The sequence below is a fragment of the Bacillus carboniphilus genome, from assembly GCF_039522365.1.
In the GTDB taxonomy this organism is placed as follows: Bacteria; Bacillota; Bacilli; order Bacillales; family JC228; genus Bacillus_BF; species Bacillus_BF carboniphilus.
In genome coordinates this window covers 148,708-165,011 of record NZ_BAAADJ010000017.1, presented here as the reverse complement: position 1 = coordinate 165,011, position 16,304 = coordinate 148,708, and the positions used below count along the sequence as shown (strand labels likewise).

At 37.8% G+C, this 16,304-nt stretch carries 18 protein-coding genes, 1 tRNA gene and 1 other RNA gene; 15 read left to right on the top strand and 5 right to left on the bottom strand.

What is annotated here, in order from left to right; all coding sequences use genetic code 11:
- Positions 1–291: 291 nt before the first annotated feature.
- The 6 genes from secG to ssrA all read left to right on the top strand — a co-directional run bounded on the left by secG (position 292) and on the right by ssrA (position 5,945).
- A complete protein-coding gene (gene secG, locus ABDZ91_RS08875) occupies positions 292–525 on the top strand; it encodes a preprotein translocase subunit SecG (RefSeq protein ID WP_343798188.1) in 234 nt (77 codons plus the stop codon).
- Between the two features lie 160 nt (positions 526–685).
- A complete protein-coding gene (locus tag ABDZ91_RS08870; protein ID WP_343798187.1) occupies positions 686–1,426 on the top strand; it encodes an alpha/beta hydrolase in 741 nt (246 codons plus the stop codon).
- A gap of 63 nt (positions 1,427–1,489) precedes the next feature.
- Positions 1,490–3,829, top strand: a complete 2,340-nt coding sequence (gene rnr / locus ABDZ91_RS08865) for a ribonuclease R (protein WP_425541812.1) — start codon at positions 1,490–1,492, stop codon at positions 3,827–3,829.
- Between the two features lie 472 nt (positions 3,830–4,301).
- The gene (locus ABDZ91_RS08860) at positions 4,302–4,952 is read left to right on the top strand and encodes a CPBP family intramembrane glutamic endopeptidase (protein ID WP_343798183.1); all 651 of its coding nucleotides are present in this window, start codon (positions 4,302–4,304) and stop codon (positions 4,950–4,952) included.
- Between the two features lie 60 nt (positions 4,953–5,012).
- Positions 5,013–5,480, top strand: coding sequence for an SsrA-binding protein SmpB (smpB, locus tag ABDZ91_RS08855; RefSeq protein WP_343798181.1), 468 nt, complete (start codon positions 5,013–5,015; stop codon positions 5,478–5,480).
- Between the two features lie 131 nt (positions 5,481–5,611).
- Positions 5,612–5,945: a transfer-messenger RNA gene (gene ssrA, locus ABDZ91_RS08850) on the top strand.
- A gap of 336 nt (positions 5,946–6,281) precedes the next feature.
- Here ssrA and ABDZ91_RS08845 read toward each other — a convergent pair.
- Positions 6,282–6,689, bottom strand: coding sequence for an LAGLIDADG family homing endonuclease (locus tag ABDZ91_RS08845; protein ID WP_343798179.1), 408 nt, complete (start codon positions 6,687–6,689; stop codon positions 6,282–6,284).
- A 199-nt stretch (positions 6,690–6,888) separates the two neighbouring features.
- On the opposite strand from ABDZ91_RS08845, the gene ABDZ91_RS08840 reads away from it, so the two are divergent.
- From ABDZ91_RS08840 to ABDZ91_RS08825, 4 genes are all read left to right on the top strand, one after another.
- Positions 6,889–8,010 (top strand): CAP domain-containing protein, encoded by a 1,122-nt coding sequence (locus tag ABDZ91_RS08840; protein WP_343798177.1) that lies wholly within the window; start codon positions 6,889–6,891, stop codon positions 8,008–8,010.
- A gap of 83 nt (positions 8,011–8,093) precedes the next feature.
- Entirely contained in the window at positions 8,094–8,390 is a 297-nt protein-coding gene (locus tag ABDZ91_RS08835) for a 4a-hydroxytetrahydrobiopterin dehydratase (RefSeq protein ID WP_343798175.1), read from the top strand.
- A gap of 147 nt (positions 8,391–8,537) precedes the next feature.
- Positions 8,538–9,362: an aldo/keto reductase gene (locus tag ABDZ91_RS08830; protein WP_343798173.1), complete on the top strand. Its 825-nt coding sequence runs from the start codon at positions 8,538–8,540 to the stop codon at positions 9,360–9,362.
- A 169-nt stretch (positions 9,363–9,531) separates the two neighbouring features.
- Complete coding sequence (locus ABDZ91_RS08825; protein ID WP_343798171.1) at positions 9,532–10,665, top strand: DUF6612 family protein; 1,134 nt, start codon at positions 9,532–9,534, stop codon at positions 10,663–10,665.
- A 43-nt stretch (positions 10,666–10,708) separates the two neighbouring features.
- Here the strand turns inward: ABDZ91_RS08825 and ABDZ91_RS08820 are convergent.
- A tRNA-Arg gene (locus ABDZ91_RS08820) sits at positions 10,709–10,782 on the bottom strand.
- A 54-nt stretch (positions 10,783–10,836) separates the two neighbouring features.
- Positions 10,837–11,484: a PAQR family membrane homeostasis protein TrhA gene (gene trhA / locus ABDZ91_RS08815; protein ID WP_343798169.1), complete on the bottom strand. Its 648-nt coding sequence runs from the start codon at positions 11,482–11,484 to the stop codon at positions 10,837–10,839.
- A gap of 133 nt (positions 11,485–11,617) precedes the next feature.
- On the opposite strand from trhA, the gene ABDZ91_RS08810 reads away from it, so the two are divergent.
- The 5 genes from ABDZ91_RS08810 to ABDZ91_RS08790 all read left to right on the top strand — a co-directional run bounded on the left by ABDZ91_RS08810 (position 11,618) and on the right by ABDZ91_RS08790 (position 14,080).
- Positions 11,618–12,226: a DUF1836 domain-containing protein gene (locus ABDZ91_RS08810; protein WP_343798167.1), complete on the top strand. Its 609-nt coding sequence runs from the start codon at positions 11,618–11,620 to the stop codon at positions 12,224–12,226.
- A 58-nt stretch (positions 12,227–12,284) separates the two neighbouring features.
- The gene (locus ABDZ91_RS08805) at positions 12,285–12,485 is read left to right on the top strand and encodes a hypothetical protein (protein ID WP_343798165.1); all 201 of its coding nucleotides are present in this window, start codon (positions 12,285–12,287) and stop codon (positions 12,483–12,485) included.
- 96 nt (positions 12,486–12,581) lie between these two features.
- A complete protein-coding gene (locus tag ABDZ91_RS08800) occupies positions 12,582–12,899 on the top strand; it encodes a hypothetical protein (RefSeq protein ID WP_343798164.1) in 318 nt (105 codons plus the stop codon).
- A gap of 119 nt (positions 12,900–13,018) precedes the next feature.
- Positions 13,019–13,486: an SRPBCC family protein gene (locus ABDZ91_RS08795; RefSeq protein WP_343798161.1), complete on the top strand. Its 468-nt coding sequence runs from the start codon at positions 13,019–13,021 to the stop codon at positions 13,484–13,486.
- A 57-nt stretch (positions 13,487–13,543) separates the two neighbouring features.
- Positions 13,544–14,080, top strand: a complete 537-nt coding sequence (locus ABDZ91_RS08790) for a hypothetical protein (RefSeq protein ID WP_343798160.1) — start codon at positions 13,544–13,546, stop codon at positions 14,078–14,080.
- A 37-nt stretch (positions 14,081–14,117) separates the two neighbouring features.
- On the opposite strand, the gene ABDZ91_RS08785 is transcribed toward ABDZ91_RS08790, so the two are convergent.
- Together ABDZ91_RS08785 and ABDZ91_RS08780 are read right to left on the bottom strand one after the other, a co-directional pair.
- Positions 14,118–15,209: a Ger(x)C family spore germination protein gene (locus ABDZ91_RS08785; RefSeq protein ID WP_343798158.1), complete on the bottom strand. Its 1,092-nt coding sequence runs from the start codon at positions 15,207–15,209 to the stop codon at positions 14,118–14,120.
- On the bottom strand, positions 15,181–16,299 hold the full coding sequence (locus ABDZ91_RS08780) for a GerAB/ArcD/ProY family transporter (protein ID WP_343798157.1): 1,119 nt from the start codon (positions 16,297–16,299) through the stop codon (positions 15,181–15,183). The genes ABDZ91_RS08785 and ABDZ91_RS08780 overlap by 29 nt, the downstream gene beginning before the upstream one ends.
- Positions 16,300–16,304: the final 5 nt, after the last annotated feature.

The following is a 16,304-nucleotide window of genomic DNA, read 5'->3' as shown; positions in this document are numbered from 1 at the left end:
TGATTCCCACGGGTGCGACGTTCTACCCCGACTACCGTTATCATAAGACCATATAAAAATAGGTCAACCAGAAAATTCTGGCTAACCTTATATTACGAACGGGTGTCTAACTTCGGATAACGGGTGTCTAACTTCGGATAATGGGTGTCTAACTTCGGATAACGGGTGTCTAACTTCGGATAACAGTTGTCAAACTTTAATAACGACTCTCTAATCCAAAATTTATTGTCTATTTACACAATTTATGGTACATTAGAGACACTGTATGTTCGTATTAGGAGGTGGACTAGGATGCACGCATTCTTAGTTACATTATTGATCATTAACTGTATTGCACTTATTGTCGTTGTCTTATTACAATCTGGTAAAAGTGCAGGTCTATCTGGTGCTATCTCCGGTGGTGCTGAGCAGCTTTTTGGAAAGCAAAAGGCTCGTGGGATTGATCTTGTTTTACACCGATTAACGGTTGTATTTTCCGTACTGCTTTTCGTTTTGACAATTGCAGTAACGTACTTCAAATTATAAGAAGAAAGCCAGCCTGGCCTATTGGTCAGGTTTTTTTCATGCTTTCCCTAGGTGTTAATTTTTTCCTAGAGGATACATAAAATGCTTCGAGTCATTAAATTGGATGACAGCAAGAAGAACTGATAAAACTATAGATAGTATGGAAAAAGGAGTTACAACAATGAAAGTGAAACCACCCAAACCGTTTACATTCGAAGCTGGAAAAAGAGCTGTTTTATTACTTCATGGATTTACGGGGAATTCTGCGGATGTTCGAATGCTAGCGCGGTTTTTAGAAAAAAAGGGATATACTTCTCACGCACCACAGTATAAGGGACATGGAGTTCCACCTGAAGAACTTGTTGATAGTGGTCCCAAAGATTGGTGGAAAGATGTGATGCAAGGCTATGACCATCTTAAATCCCTCGGATATGAAGAAATTGCCGTTTGCGGTTTGTCTCTTGGAGGGGTGTTCTCCTTAAAACTTGGTTATACTGTGCCTGTAAAGGGTATTGTCCCTATGTGTGCACCCATGTATATAAAAAGTGAAGAAGTCATGTATCAAGGTGTATTAGATTACGCAAAAGAGTATAAAAAACTAGAAGGAAAATCGGATGATGTTATTGAAGAAGAACTAAAGCAATTTAAACCAATGAGTACTTTAAAGGAACTTCAAGAACTGATCAAGGATGTAAGAGAACATGTTGACCTTACGTATGCTCCACTTTTTGTCATACAGGGTCGTCATGACAAAATGATTAACACGGATAGTGCGAATATTATATATAACGAAGCAGAATCACCACAGAAAAAGATGAAGTGGTATGAAGAATCTGGACATGTGATTACATTTGATAAAGAAAAAGATCAATTACATGAAGATGTTTACGAGTTTCTAGAAGGACTCGATTGGAATGTGTAAATTTGAAAGGAGGGAGCTTGTTTGACAACTGAACATCCCTTAATAGATCAGATTTTAACGATTATGAAAGAAGAAAGCTACAAGCCGCTAACTGTACAGGAACTAGAAGAACAGTTAGGTATGGAGGATTCTGATTCCTTTAAAGAGCTTGTTAAAACGCTTGTTGATATGGAAGAAAAAGGCCTTATCGTTCGTACTCGAACTAACCGCTATGGGCTTCCGGAGCGAATGAACCTGTTAAGAGGTAAATTTATTGCTCATGAAAAAGGCTTTGGATTTGTAGCTCCTGAGGAGGAAGGAATGGATGATATTTTTATCCCACCTTCTGAGACAAATCAAGCGATGCAAGGTGACATTGTTTTAGTCCGCGTTACCAATGAGCAAAGCGGAGATAATCGTAGGGAAGGTACCATCGTAAAAATTATTGAAAGAGGCCTTACCGAGGTTGTTGGAACTTATACAGATAGTAAATTCTTTGGCTTTGTCATACCTGATGATAAAAAAGTAACAACAGATATTTTTATACCAAAAGGGGCTTCGAATGGAGCTGTTGATGGTCATAAAGTTGTTGTGAAAATCGTGTCCTATCCTGAAGGTAGACAGAGTGCCGAAGGGGAAGTTCTTCAGATTCTAGGTCATAAAAATGACCCTGGTGTGGACATTTTATCGATCATTCACAAGCATGGAATTCCGACCCAGTTTCCTGAAGAGGTTTTAAAACAGGCTGAGGAAATTCCTGAAGAGATTGATGAAAGTGATATTGTTAATAGACGAGACCTTCGTGATCAAACGATTGTAACAATCGATGGTGCTGATGCAAAGGACTTAGATGATGCTGTCACGGTAACCAAATTAGATAACGGTAACTATAAGCTGGGTGTTCATATTGCCGATGTTACTCACTATGTAAAAGAAGGGTCCCCAATTGATAGTGAAGCGTTGGACAGAGGGACTAGTGTTTACTTAGTAGACCGGGTTATTCCAATGATTCCGCATAGACTATCAAACGGAATTTGTTCACTAAACCCTAAGGTCAACCGTTTTACACTATCTTGTGAAATGGAAATTGACACTTCCGGGCAAGTCGTTAAGCATGAGATTTTCCAAAGTGTAATTAAAACAACGGAAAGAATGACTTATGCAGATGTAAATAAAATTCTTGTGGATAAAGATGAAGAGACAAGAAACGCATATGAAGGCCTTGTTCCAATGTTCGAAGAGATGGAACGGTTAGCTCAAATCCTTCGTAATAAAAGAATGGGTCGGGGTGCGATTGACTTTGATTTTAAAGAAGCAAAAGTTTTGGTCGACGAAGAAGGGAAGCCAACTGATGTAGTGTTACGTGAACGCTCAGTTGCAGAACGTTTAATCGAAGAGTTCATGCTTGTGGCGAACGAGACGGTTGCTGAGCATTTCCACTGGCTTGAAGTGCCATTCATGTATCGTATCCACGAAGATCCAAAAGAAGAAAAGCTACATCGTTTCTTTGAATTCATTACTAATTTCGGTTTGGTTGTTAAAGGAACAGCAAATAATGTGCATCCACGAGCATTACAAGAAATTATTGAAGCGGTTGAGGGTAAACCGGAAGAGATGGTTGTATCGACGGTTATGTTACGTTCGATGCAGCAGGCTAAATATGACTCTGAGAGTTTGGGTCACTTTGGTCTCTCAACGGATTTCTATACACACTTCACATCGCCAATTAGACGTTATCCAGACTTAATTGTACATCGCCTTATTCGTACGTACCTTATTGAAGGAAAAATGGATGAAGGCACTCGTGCTAAGTGGGGTGCACGTTTGGATGAAATTGCAAAACATGCTTCTGAAATGGAGCGTCGAGCGGTTGATGCCGAAAGAGATACGGATTCCCTTAAGAAAGCAGAATTTATGCTTGATAAAATTGGGGAAGAGTTCGAAGGTATCATCAGCTCCGTTACAAACTTTGGAATGTTTGTGGAGCTTCCAAATACGATTGAAGGACTTGTTCATGTCAGTGATATGACGGATGATTACTACCGCTTTGATCAACGCCAATATGCCATGATCGGAGAACGTTCCGGTAAAGTCTTTCAAATCGGGGACGAAATCACAGTCCGCGTGATTTCAGTAGATAAAGATGAGCAATCCATCGACTTTGAAATTGTTGGAATGAAGAAAGAACGCCGCCGTGAAAGACAAGATTCAGCCCGTGTCGTACAGGCGAAATCAGGAAAACCTCGTAGAAAAGGTGCAGGGGACCGAAATGATCAGAATGGTGGTCGAAATGGCGGCGGAAAAGGCCGTGGTGGAGATGACTCTACTGCAGATGGCTGGTCTACACGTAAACCGAAGAAAAAGAAGAAGCATTTTGAGAATGTGCCGAAGTCAGCTAGAAGAACAAAAAAGAAAAAACGGTAATGGTGGCAGCCCCTTATGATAGGGGCTGTTTTTACATTTATAAGGATAGCAAAGAGAGGAAACGTTCCCTCTTGCGTGAAGAATGCTAATAGAGGGAATGCAAAGAGAAGAAACGTTCCCTGCGCCGTGAAAGAAAGCTAATAGAGGGAACGCAAAGAGAAGAAACGCTCCCTGCGCCGTGAAAGAATGTTAATAGAGGGAACGCAAAGAGAAGAAACGTACCCTGGGCCGTGAAAGAATGTTAATAGAGGGAACGCAAAGAGAGGAAACGTACCCTGGGCCGTGAAAGAAAGCTAATAGAGGGAACGCAAAGGGTAGGAAACGTACCCTGCGCCGTGAAAGAAAGCTAATAGAGGGAACGCAAAAAGATACAAACGCTTCTCTCTAATCCACGGAAGATAAAATAATCTATTTCACCAAGCAAACTCTGCTATAATAATTAGTAATATATTCCTATGAGGAGAATACCGAAATGGTTGAACAAATAAAAAGTCAAAAGTTATTCATATGGGCACCAGTCATCGTGGTTTTAATCAGCTCTTTTAGTTCTTTTGTATTTTCTACATTTTTTCAAGAGTGGGCTTGGATTGCGGTAGCCTTTTTTTATTGGGGAAGTATTTTTGCCTTTCTTTACTTTTTTACAACTAAAGAGGAGCGCAAAAAGTGGTTTAGTAAAACGACTGGGCATGTTGGTTGGAAGATCGGAACAGTGGTTGTGGGCCTTATTCCATTACCGATTCTTTTAATGAACACTCACTTACTAAAAGAATCTATCCTTATTACTGTTTTTTGGCTAGCCTTTGCCATTATCAATCCCTTTTTTGAGGAAGGCTTTTGGAGAGGATTCCTGCTAGACAAACTTCCTTTTCATTCAAAGCTACACAAAGTCTTATATTCAACGGTTTTATTCATTTTAAGCCATCCATTACTATGGGGTATTTTCTCGATCGCTAACAGAAACTATCAAGTGTTTATTTCCCTATTCATCATGTCATTGGTATGGTCATACGCCTATTATCGAATGCAAAGTTTACGTTGGGTCATTTTTTCTCACTTCTTAGTAGACATCGGGAATTTGGCTGTATTTACTTTCCTCAATCTATATGTACCACCCCATTTCTAAAGATTGAGTCTTCCTATTCGTTTTGATACAATATAGGAACGTTAGAGGAGGAAGAAGTCTATGCCAAAAGGTCACGGGAAAGTGATTGCTCAAAATAAAAAAGCATACCATGATTTCTTTATCGAAGAGACATATGAGGCTGGCCTTGTTTTACAGGGAACCGAAATTAAATCTATTCGAGCAGGAAAAGTGAATTTAAAGGATTCCTATGCAAGGATTCATAATGCTGAAGTGTTCCTCTATGGTATGCATGTAAGTCCATATGAACAAGGAAACCGCTATAACCATGATCCTCTGCGGACTCGTAAATTACTTCTCAACAAACGGGAGATTAACAAGCTGATCGGGGAAACAAAGGAAAGCGGGTATTCATTAGTTCCGGTTAAGTTGTATTTGAAGAATGGATACGCTAAAGTTCTGATTGGTCTTGCGAAGGGTAAAAAGAAATACGATAAGCGTGAAGACTTGAAACGAAAAGAAGCGAAACGTGACATCGAGCGTGCTTTCAAGGAACGCCAACAAATGTGATGTAAAAAACCACCATTTGCGGAATTGTGTAAGCATGTTATAATAGGTTATGTCATCAGCTGATGACAGCAACGAAAGCTCTAAACTCTCTCGTACTTCTCATTTTATAATTTTTTATATCATGGGGACGCTACGGATTCGACAGGGGTAGTTGAGCTTAGGTTGCGAGCCGGGGGGATCGTCCTCGTCATCAACGTCACTTAATTATAACTGGCAAACAAAACCAAAACTTAGCTTTCGCTGCGTAAGTAGCGCATAGCTTGCCTCACTCTCTATCGCCCATGTAGAGTCCTGGGGTTCATTGAAGTGGGATACGCCTGATTCTGCCGTCTGAGGATGAGGGAAGAGATTTCCAGACTAGCTACTCGGACGCCTGTCGGTAGGCATAAGAAGTAGCGAACTCAAATATGCCGACTACGCTCGTAGATGCTTAAGTGGCAATATCTTTGGACGTGGGTTCGATTAGTAAATAGTCGCCTTGTGTGGTAACACACAAGTGATAATCCGGCTTTATCGGTGAAACCTAAGTCGCAATAGCGATAGGGCAATGCCGAGCGGTATGTGGAGCAATCCAACAGCCGTGTATCGACTTATAGGCTGCCACCTTTGGTAGTACTAGGATACAAAGTCCTGCCTGAGTTCAGGTAAATATATACTTTGTATAATACGCCGGAGGACCTGAGTACATCAGGTTCAAGATATAGTCAGTGCCATGACGAAAGCATGGAATTGCACGTCCCACCGTCTCCACCATACATATTGGTGATTCAAGATCAGCTAATAACTAATTAGCTGGTCTTTTTATATTTGGAAAAAACCCTCTTCAAAAGTATTTTTATTTAATAGCATTTGTTGGTTATACTTTCCATTTCTGGCTGTAACCAAATCATACTTCTCTATAATCCACTTCGCCCTTTTTTTCTTTTGGTTAACTCTTAAAAAGGGGATGATTTGTTCCAAAATTGAGAACACATCTTTTTTGTTTTTTATTGATAAGACATAGGAATCCTTATGTCTCGCTGGGTTATAATTTTTTTTATTAGTAATAGCCCCCCTAGTCAATGACTGTAAGTAAATTAAGAGTTCTTTATCCGTGGATGCAATGGTTATACAAGGACGACGATGCTCATTTTCATGTATTCTAGTTAGAGTAATACTTCCTTCACCATCAATAATTCCAGCTAAATAGGATGCTTCCCAATCTTTCAATTAGTTTTCCTCTCCTTTTTAGTTACAAATAAATAAAATTTGAAAGTAACTCTAACTAAAATTATATAAAAAATAATATCCGACATCAAGAACACACGTTCGTAAATAGTTTAGTTTTAACATATATTAGGGTATATCTTTTAGGAAATATGCTTATAAAAGATAAAATAATGCCTAATAAAAAATGGAGCGTGGAGTTGTGAGACGGTTTCTACTTTTAATAATGATTGTTGTCATCGGTTACGCGTCAAAGCCGTATTGGGAAAAGCCGGTTCAACAATTTATTCCAACAGCTGTAAAGGATTCTTTCCGTTCTGCCATAGAATCTATAAAGGAAAATCATGAGTTCAAACTGGCACTAGAAACGCTAGGTCAGCAGTTCGATACAATAATGGAGTCTTTTGATAATAAACTATCTGAATCCAATGATAATAAAGCAGAACCTCCAATATTGACCGATCCCACTAATCAACTTTTCTCAATCCATAATATCGAATTAGGAGACTCGAAAGCTGATGTTGAGCAAAAGACAGGCGAACCAAAACGTAGTTCAATCAACGAATATGGAGTAAGTTGGAACACCTATCACGAAAATTATCAAAATTTTATTATGGTTGCTTATGATGAAAATAATATCGTTCGCGGCCTTTACACAAACCAAGACTTAATGGCCTCTACAATTGGAATAAAAAGGGGAAGTCCGAAGCAATTAGTTCAGGATGAACTTGGTACTCCGGAATCGTCTATTAGAAAAGGGTTTACTAACTATATGATCAATAGCAATGGAGAGTATGATGTATTCAAACTAGATAACAGTTACGTTACGATTTTCTATGATATACATGAAAACAACACGGTTACAGCAATCCAAGTGATCGATGAGAAATTGGAACGTGATAAAGCGGCTTTTTATGGAGAACCAAGTCAGCAGCTAAAAGAAGGATTTGAATATCAATTGTTTGATTTAACAAATGCAACGAGAGTCAATCATGAGTTGTCCATTTTAACATGGGATGACCATGTGAGAGAGACGGCACGAGGGCATAGTTTGGATATGGCGGAAAATCAATACTTTGGTCATACGAACTTACGAGGTCAATCCCCATTTGATCGAATGGAAGAAGATAATATTAATTATCGGACAGCAGGTGAAAACCTTGCTTACGGTCAATCGAGCAGCATCTTTGCACATGAGGGATTGATGAACTCCTTAGGACACAGAAAAAACATTCTTCAGGACCACTATAAAAAATTAGGTATCGGAGTCGCTTTTAATCATGAGTCACAGCCGTACTATACCGAAATGTTTTATAGTGATTAGTCCCCCTATAAAGAATTTTCAGCGTTATTATTTTCAGCTCTTTGAGTAGATTGTATTAAAGATGGAAAAAAGGGGGGATTTAGATGGAAAAGCTTAATGAGGAAGCCATCCGAAATAAGCTAATAGAAAATCAAAATTGGAAGCTGACTGATGGTAAATGGATTGAACGGAAATATCGGTTTCAGGATTATCTAAACGGAATTGAATTTGTTCAAAGTGTTGCGCAGCTATCTGAACAGAAGAATCACCATCCGTTCATATCAATAGATTATAAACTCATTACGATAAAAATTACTTCATGGCGTGCGAAAGGTCTAACTGAATTGGATTTTGAGTTAGCCCAAAAATATGATGAGTTATATTTACAAATCAAAAAATAATGAAGTGAAAAGGCAGGGGAAGAAACCCTGCTTTTTTTTTGACTTTTCGAAGCATGCCAATCTTTTGCATTTAACTCCAACAAGTGATTAAAATAAATAGGTATTATAGTAATTAGTAACCTAACATTAAAGGAGTGACGAATAAAAATGAAATATGTAACTTTAAATAACGGATTAAAAATGCCTCAACTTGGATTTGGAGTTTGGCAAGTGGAAGACGATCAAGCTACTACGGCTGTCGCAAAAGCTCTTGAAGTTGGCTACCGCTCTATTGATACAGCGATGATTTATCAAAATGAAAAGGGTGTTGGGAAAGCCCTTAAAGAGTCAGGAGTTCCTCGCGAAGAGCTATTCATCACCACAAAGGTTTGGAATAGTGACCAAGGATATGAAAATACTCTAAGAGCATTTGATGAGAGTTTAGAGAGACTCGGGCTTGACTATGTTGATTTATATTTAATCCACTGGCCAACTCCTGAATTTGATGAGTATGTTGATACATATAAAGCACTTGAAAAGCTTTACCATGATGGACGAGTAAAAGCGATTGGTGTTTGTAACTTTGAAGTTGAGCACTTAGAACGACTTTTAAAGGAATGTGAAGTTGTACCAGTTCTGAACCAAGTTGAATGTCATCCATACCTTGCTCAAACTGAATTGAAAGAGTTTTGTGCCAAGCACAATGTTTATGTGGAAGCATGGAGTCCGCTTGACCAAGGCGGAGAAGCATTACAAGATGAAGTTATCCAAAAAATTGCAGCCACACATAATAAAACAACTGCTCAAGTTATCCTGCGCTGGCATTTGCAAAACAACACAATCGTAATTCCGAAATCTGTTACACCTTCTAGAATAGAAGAGAACTTCAATGTATTTGATTTTGAACTGACTTCAGATGAAATGGAGCAAATTCATCAATTAAATAAAAATCGTCGTAAGGGTCCACATCCGAACGAGATGAATAAAAGATAAGAAACTTTTCTGAAGGTGTTTTTTCGAATTTTCTTCGAGATAACGCCTTTTTTTAGTGAGTAGTGGTAGCGGAAAAGTGATTTTGGATAAACTTTTTTCCCCCGAATGTTCGCCCTCATTTAGGAAAACATAAAAGCGAATGGATCTTAAGAACAGGAGAATTCGCAATATGAAAAAATTATGGATGTTCATCATTATCGCTTTAACCCTCACAGCTTGTGGTGCAACAGAAGAAAATCTATCTAAGGAAGATGTATTTAATCGCGCTATAGAAGCATCTGAAACGGTAAAAAGTTATACACTCGAAATGGATATGGACATCGACATGATGGATATGAAAAGTAATCTAAAGGCAACTGGAGATGTTACACATAATCCAGATTCTATGATGATAAAAATGAGCATGGGAATGCCGGGGATGTCCATGGATTTTGATGCCTATGTTAGAGACGGTGAGGCATATGTCAGTATGTTTGGCGAATGGATGAAAATGAGTCCAGAAGAAATGGGCTTAGAAGATTTTGACCAATTAAACAAAGAAGAACTAGAAAAAATGAAACAGTTCAAAGACCAGTTTGAAATGAAGGAAGAGGGAAATGTTTATATTCTAACATTATCCGGAGAGGGTGATGAATTCGGAATATTGGTTGAAGATCTTCTGGAATCATCAATGGGACCTGCTGATCCTGAAATGGAAGAATCAGTTGAGTCAATGAAGGTAAACAAATTGGACATCGAAATGCAGATAAATAAGGAAAGTTTCATTCCGACGACTCAAAATATAAAGGCTGATGTGGAAATTGTAGAGCAAGGAACTACAACTCCGGTAAAACTCAATGGGACTATCAGTATGACCAATATCAATAATGTAGATCCGATTGAAATACCTGACGAGGTCAAGGAAAATGCAATTTCAGAAGAAGACTTATTTGGAACTGGCATGAGTCTAGAAGAAATCCGGGAAACGGTCGCATACGAAGTTCCTGAGGTTACACAGTTGCCAGAGGGGTTCAGTCTAGTGGACAGTATGTATGATGATATGATGAATATGGTTATGTTGAGCTACGAAAAAGATATGGATAATGGTTTCATGTCAACCGTCTATCCGGCAGAAGAAGAAATGGCATTAGACGAAATGGGGGGAGAACCCATTACGATTCAAGGTAAAGAAGCCTATTTATTTGAAGAAGAAGAGTTTTTCAGCATTAGCTGGGAAAACAATGGGTTATATATCGAACTAGCTGGTGGAGGACCAGACATAAAAAGAGAGCAAATGATTCAAATTGCAGAAAGTGTACAATGAAAAAAGCTAGGAGCAGTCATGCTCCTAGCTTTCACTTCTTCTACGTCCCAGGCGAGATTCGAACTCACGACCTACAGCTTAGGAGGCTGTTGCTCTATCCTGCTGAGCTACTGGGACATCTCACAGCCTCATTATAAAATGAGCCTTTTATTTTTACAATCATTCGCCACTCTATAACACGTAGATAAACACACAAAGAAAGTGGGATAGACTTCCTAACAGGATGAAAATGTGAAAGATTTCGTGGAAACCTAGGTGGTTGAATTCTAAGAATTTGGGTTTGGCCCCATAAATCACTCCACCTATAGTATAAAAAACTCCCCCGATAATTAAAAAAATCATTCCATTTAAACTTAATACCTTTGAAAGTGGCGCACTAAAGAAGACGACTAGCCATCCCATTGAAATATAGAGTACTGTAGATAACCATCTCGGTAAATGGAACCAAACAAGCTTATATAGAACTCCGATTAAAGCAAGAGAATGAATAATACCAAATAACGTCCATCCAATGGCACCATTTAAACTAATTAGACAAAAAGGAGTGTAAGTACCTGCAATTAAAACAAATATCATGGAGTGGTCAATTCTTCTTAGAAAGGCAATCACGTGATCTTTCGCCACTACCATATGGTATGTAGCAGAAGCGGAATAGAGAAGAATCATACTCATTCCAAAAATAATAACTGCCATAATGGCTAAGCCTGAGAAAGAAGAAGTAGCCGTTTTAATCACCATTGCTAAAAGACCGACAAATGATAAAATCGCTCCGAAAAGATGTGTAAGAGCATTGATTGGCTCGCGAATATAAGTACTCATTTTCATACCTCCAATATCGTAAGTAGTTTTCAATACTACATATTATGATATAACTAAAACAACATGTAGTCAATCTTTACCGTGAAACTTTTATTCAGTATAATGGAATAAAATGAAACAAAGAGGTAGAGCGATGGAACCAATCCAGAAAATGATGGATGAATTAAATCTTGAAAACAATATAAAGATGGAAGACATCCCAAATATTGATCTATATATGGATCAAGTCATTCAATTATTTGAAACCCATTTTAATGACTCCAAAAGAAATCAAGAAGAAAAAGTCATGACCAAGACAATGATTAACAATTATGCAAAAGGGAAACTATTCTTTCCGATACAAAACAAGAAATATTCAAAAGAACATATCATGTTAATCAGTATGATATATCAGTTAAAAGGATCTCTATCCATTAATGATATTAAATCGGTGTTGGACCAAGTTAATCAAAAAGTAGTGGAGGAAGAGTTCAATATAGGTGACCTCTATCATTGCTTTTTATCCTTAACGAGACAAAATGTACAAAAGTTCCAAGGTGATATTTTGGAAAGTGAGGAATTAGTAAAACAGGAAGTAAATATGTTTGCCGATGATAAAGATACGAATTATTTGGAACAAGTTCTGATGATTACGTCACTTGTTCATATGAGTAATCTATACAGAAAGCTAGCTGAGAAAATGGTTGACCAGCTTTCAGTGGAAAAACAGGAAGCGGGGAAAAAGGACAAGAATAAAACATAAAAATTTCCTCGTATGAAGTAGAATGGTGAGCGTAACGATAAGGATGAGGTGATGTTTTATGAAGAAAGATAATAAGAAGATTTCTGCAGGTTATCATCCCACAGAGGAATTCGGGATTCGTTCGGATTTAGACTCTACCCATCCATATGAAACCGTGGATCGATATGCAGGAGACTCAGTCAATGAACACAAAGAGTTAGAAAAGGTAAATGAACATTTTGCAGAAAAGGAAATTTCACAGGTGTTTAACAATTCATAGGTTGCCATAACCTTACTCACATATTCCCCTGTAGATGATACATCATACTTAATGAGAGGTAATGAACCTCTCGTCTACATTTAGGGGGCATGCACCATGAATACAGGAAATATGATGAGAACAGCGATGAAATATTTCCAAAAAAACCCGCAACTCTTAAAGAGTTTAACCAAGGGGACAAAGATGTTTCAAAGAAGAAGAACTAATAGGGGATTAACCTGGGTCTCTATACTAGGGATTGGTACCGCACTTGGAGTAATGGCAAGCCGTAATAATAATATTCGTCAGCCTGTCCAATCCATGATGCAACAAGCAAAAGAGGTAACGGGCCAAAAGTTCAATCCGCGAAATCAATTTGCAACGGAATTAGCAAAAGAGTTCAATCCTGATCATAATCGAAATCCGCTTCAATAAGCTAAAAACCCACCAATTCAATTGGTGGGTTTACTTTATTTACTTTATTTTATGGTGACTGTCTGATAATATGGAAAATAATGATAATGATTCGGCACTAGCCTTAGTAGGAGGCTCTTATGAAACTGGAGATTTTAAAACATCAAATTGACGTCCAAGCGGACAAGCAATTAGTATGGCAAGCATGGACCAGTAAAGATCAAATAACGAAATGGTTTGCAAACGAAGCATTTATAGAAGCGACTGAGGGAGGATTATATGAAGTCGGCTTTACTTATTTAGGAGATGGACCAACGAATAAGGACTGTAAAATTCTCTCGATACAACCACCATCTAGGATTGTGTTTCAGTGGAAAATACCAGTGAAAAAAAAGTTTCATTTAGATGAAAATCTCTCAACCATTGTAGCTGTTTCCCTCGAAGAAAAAGATAACCAGACCATCATTAAGTTATTCCACAGTGGGTGGGGAGAGGGAGAGAATTGGTTACAAGCTAAAGAATGGCAGATGCAAGCGTGGGAAAAATCCTTATCCAGCTTAAAAAGTTATATTGAAACAGGAGAGGGATTCTTATTGTGGCAAGCATAACAATTCCCCAGAAAAATTGTGTATAATGAGAACTAGATTATATGTTGGGGGTACATCATGTTTGCGCTTCAAATTCTTCTTTCCTTGTTCTTAATCATCATAGTAGTATGGAATTTCATTTTAATCGTTCAGCCTTTTTATCGAAAAAAAATGGGGGCAACGATTTTTCCTATTGGTAAGCGAGCTGGGAAGGGTACGAAACAAGTTAGAAGTACATCTTCATGGCAATACAAAATGGGACAAGTGTTTATTTATTTTTATACACCCATTTCTATTTACGCCATTATCTATTTATGGATAAGTAACGGTAGTATGCAGAACATTACCTTTGGAGTAGCCATGATTGGGGTTTCACTAGCTTCCTATACTATGTTCTCAAATATCCTAGAGGTCAGAGAAAAAGGCATCTTACTTCACGGTGTTAATATCCCCATGACAGAGTTGAAAAGCTGGTCTTGGATTGGAAATGAAGAAAACCGTTTACGGGTATATCGGAAAAATCCTATTCTAAAAGTATTTTCACGACTAACGACTACAGAATTACCCTCTGAGTTAAAAGAAGACCTTCAAGAATGGCTAGAAAAGAATAAATAAAAAGTATAAGACTGACTCTGATGAGCCAGTCTTATTTTTATTCTACAATTCCAACTTCTTTAATTGTGACTGTTGGTTTGATTTCGATTTCAACACCGGGATAGTGATCCTCCCATTTTTTGTAGTCAAAATTGTAGGATTTACTCTTTGCAACTTTTCCAAAGCCCACAGGGTCTATTTTTTTCTCTTTGAACTCATCAATCATGTCCGTACATTTTTTGCGTATTGAGTCTTCTAATTTCTTTTCAATCTTTCGGATTTCTACTTCTGTTAATTTGCGACCTGTATATTCTAATGCAATTGCATCAACTTCAATATTTACAATAATCTTAGAGACTTCACCGTTTGTTTTAATTACATCAAAGTTATGTTTGGAGTCAATTATTTTAACGGCAGATTCTTCACCATCTTCTTTTTCAGCAACTGTCCCTTTAGAATATTTATCAGATAACAATTTAAAATAGTACATGTCTTCAGCTGGGATTTTATGGACCATTTTTCCTTCTTTAAAAAATGCGATCCCTGTTATTTTTATGTCTTCTTTTCCAAACTTTTTTAGAATGGGTAAATAGCTAGTCATTCCTTGATCATAATACTGAAAATTAAACCTATGAAGATTTGAAGTGGGAACATCCCTTTGTTCCATATTGTGTTCAAGTAGATCAGCCAAATATCTCCCCGTTCCTGATTTTCCAAGATTTGATTCCAATATTTCAGAGGCTTTACCTTCCGCAATTGCTAGAAAAAGTCTAGACCCAATACTAGGGTCTCTTTGGAGAGAATCTACGATTTCGGTTACGCCTTTTTCTTTGGCTAGCTCATCACTATATAAAACAACCTCTAAACTACCCAATGCTAACTTATTGGCTGACTTTCGCTGCATTTCTAAAACAATCCTTCTTGAGATGTCAGAAGTTGCAGAAATGGTAACATTCTCTACTTCCGCATCAGGTGAGTACACAGGAAAGACAACCGTGCCTTTTAAGTCACCGCCATCCTCCAAATCATAGCCAAGACCTGAGACAATGTTAATGTCATCGACGGTCTCTTTTTCTACACAACCGGAAAGTAGACTTAAGAAAAAAAGCATGATCATGGCTTTACTTGTTTTCTTGCTTAGGAGAGTCATTTTTCTTCCTCACCTTTCTAGCAATCATTATAATAACAAAAAGCATTGGTATATACACATAATTAAAATATAGGCCAGCCTTACCTAATATATCGTTTAGCATATTAATGTGTTCTCTTCTATCTAAAAAGGGGATTCCGGCTACTACTAAACTGCAGAGAATAAATAAGGCTATTTTCTGACGCATTTTCGTAACCCTTTTGATAATACGACTTCCACACCATAACGCTATACATACGTTTGGAAGAATAATCAACACCCAGTTACCAATTCCAAGATACTCAAACCGTTCTATAAACGGCATTTCGACGATTTTCCATATAGATAAAGTAGCCCAGACTGTTTTTTCTAGTTGGGGTTCACTAAAAAAAGCAAAGGAAATAATGGCTACGACTGTATAAAATAACGTCATCATCAACACAGCCAAGTGCGCCCACTTTTTTGCTTTTTTTGGTTCTTTGATAAAAGGATAGAACATTAATACACTTTCATACCCTAATAAAGTTAATGACATGGCCTTAAACCCTTTAACCAACTCCATAAACCCTGAATCAAAAATGGGAAGGAGGTTTCTATAATCCGAATACGGAAAGGTGAACCCAAACGTGAAAATTAAATAAGAGGGGAGGACTAATCCAAAAAACGCAACCCCTGTAACCGTGCGAAAACCACTATATACAATATAAAAAGCTAGCAACACGAGTAGAAAAGAGACCCAGAAAATATGCAATTGTGGAAACATCCATACTTGAACAATCTCTAAGTATGTTCGAATAATTGTAGTGGCGACAGCTAAAAAATACAGGGAAAATAAGAGGCTAATTGAACCTCCAATCCATTTTCCAAAGGCTAACTTATGTGCTTCAACAATGTCGCCTCCACCTTTTTCTAGAATTTTAAATTGAAAAAATAATATGAAATGGATAGACAACCCAGCAGCTAAAGTAGCAATCCACGCATCATATCCAACCTCCGCTGCAATAACCCGTTGAAAGCCTAACACTCCAACTCCCATTTGCATGGAACCAATTAAAAAAAAGATTAAGTAAGGCGATACCTGCTTGGTTTCGTCGATTGTGTTTGCCGCCATTGTAT

Excerpts from the sequence above, each read along its gene's own strand:
- secG (WP_343798188.1), top strand. The coding sequence starts at position 292 with ATGCACGCATTCTTAGTTACATTATTGATCATTAACTGTATTGCACTT.
- ABDZ91_RS08870 (WP_343798187.1), top strand. The coding sequence starts at position 686 with ATGAAAGTGAAACCACCCAAACCGTTTACATTCGAAGCTGGAAAAAGA.
- rnr (WP_425541812.1), top strand. The coding sequence starts at position 1,490 with ATGAAAGAAGAAAGCTACAAGCCGCTAACTGTACAGGAACTAGAAGAA.
- ABDZ91_RS08860 (WP_343798183.1), top strand. The coding sequence starts at position 4,302 with ATGGTTGAACAAATAAAAAGTCAAAAGTTATTCATATGGGCACCAGTC.
- smpB (WP_343798181.1), top strand. The coding sequence starts at position 5,013 with ATGCCAAAAGGTCACGGGAAAGTGATTGCTCAAAATAAAAAAGCATAC.
- ABDZ91_RS08835 (WP_343798175.1), top strand. The coding sequence starts at position 8,094 with ATGGAAAAGCTTAATGAGGAAGCCATCCGAAATAAGCTAATAGAAAAT.
- ABDZ91_RS08830 (WP_343798173.1), top strand. The coding sequence starts at position 8,538 with ATGAAATATGTAACTTTAAATAACGGATTAAAAATGCCTCAACTTGGA.
- ABDZ91_RS08825 (WP_343798171.1), top strand. The coding sequence starts at position 9,532 with ATGAAAAAATTATGGATGTTCATCATTATCGCTTTAACCCTCACAGCT.
- trhA (WP_343798169.1), bottom strand. The coding sequence starts at position 11,484 with ATGAGTACTTATATTCGCGAGCCAATCAATGCTCTTACACATCTTTTC.
- ABDZ91_RS08810 (WP_343798167.1), top strand. The coding sequence starts at position 11,618 with ATGGAACCAATCCAGAAAATGATGGATGAATTAAATCTTGAAAACAAT.
- ABDZ91_RS08805 (WP_343798165.1), top strand. The coding sequence starts at position 12,285 with ATGAAGAAAGATAATAAGAAGATTTCTGCAGGTTATCATCCCACAGAG.
- ABDZ91_RS08800 (WP_343798164.1), top strand. The coding sequence starts at position 12,582 with ATGAATACAGGAAATATGATGAGAACAGCGATGAAATATTTCCAAAAA.
- ABDZ91_RS08795 (WP_343798161.1), top strand. The coding sequence starts at position 13,019 with ATGAAACTGGAGATTTTAAAACATCAAATTGACGTCCAAGCGGACAAG.
- ABDZ91_RS08790 (WP_343798160.1), top strand. The coding sequence starts at position 13,544 with ATGTTTGCGCTTCAAATTCTTCTTTCCTTGTTCTTAATCATCATAGTA.
- ABDZ91_RS08785 (WP_343798158.1), bottom strand. The coding sequence starts at position 15,209 with ATGACTCTCCTAAGCAAGAAAACAAGTAAAGCCATGATCATGCTTTTT.
- ABDZ91_RS08780 (WP_343798157.1), bottom strand. The coding sequence starts at position 16,299 with ATGGCGGCAAACACAATCGACGAAACCAAGCAGGTATCGCCTTACTTA.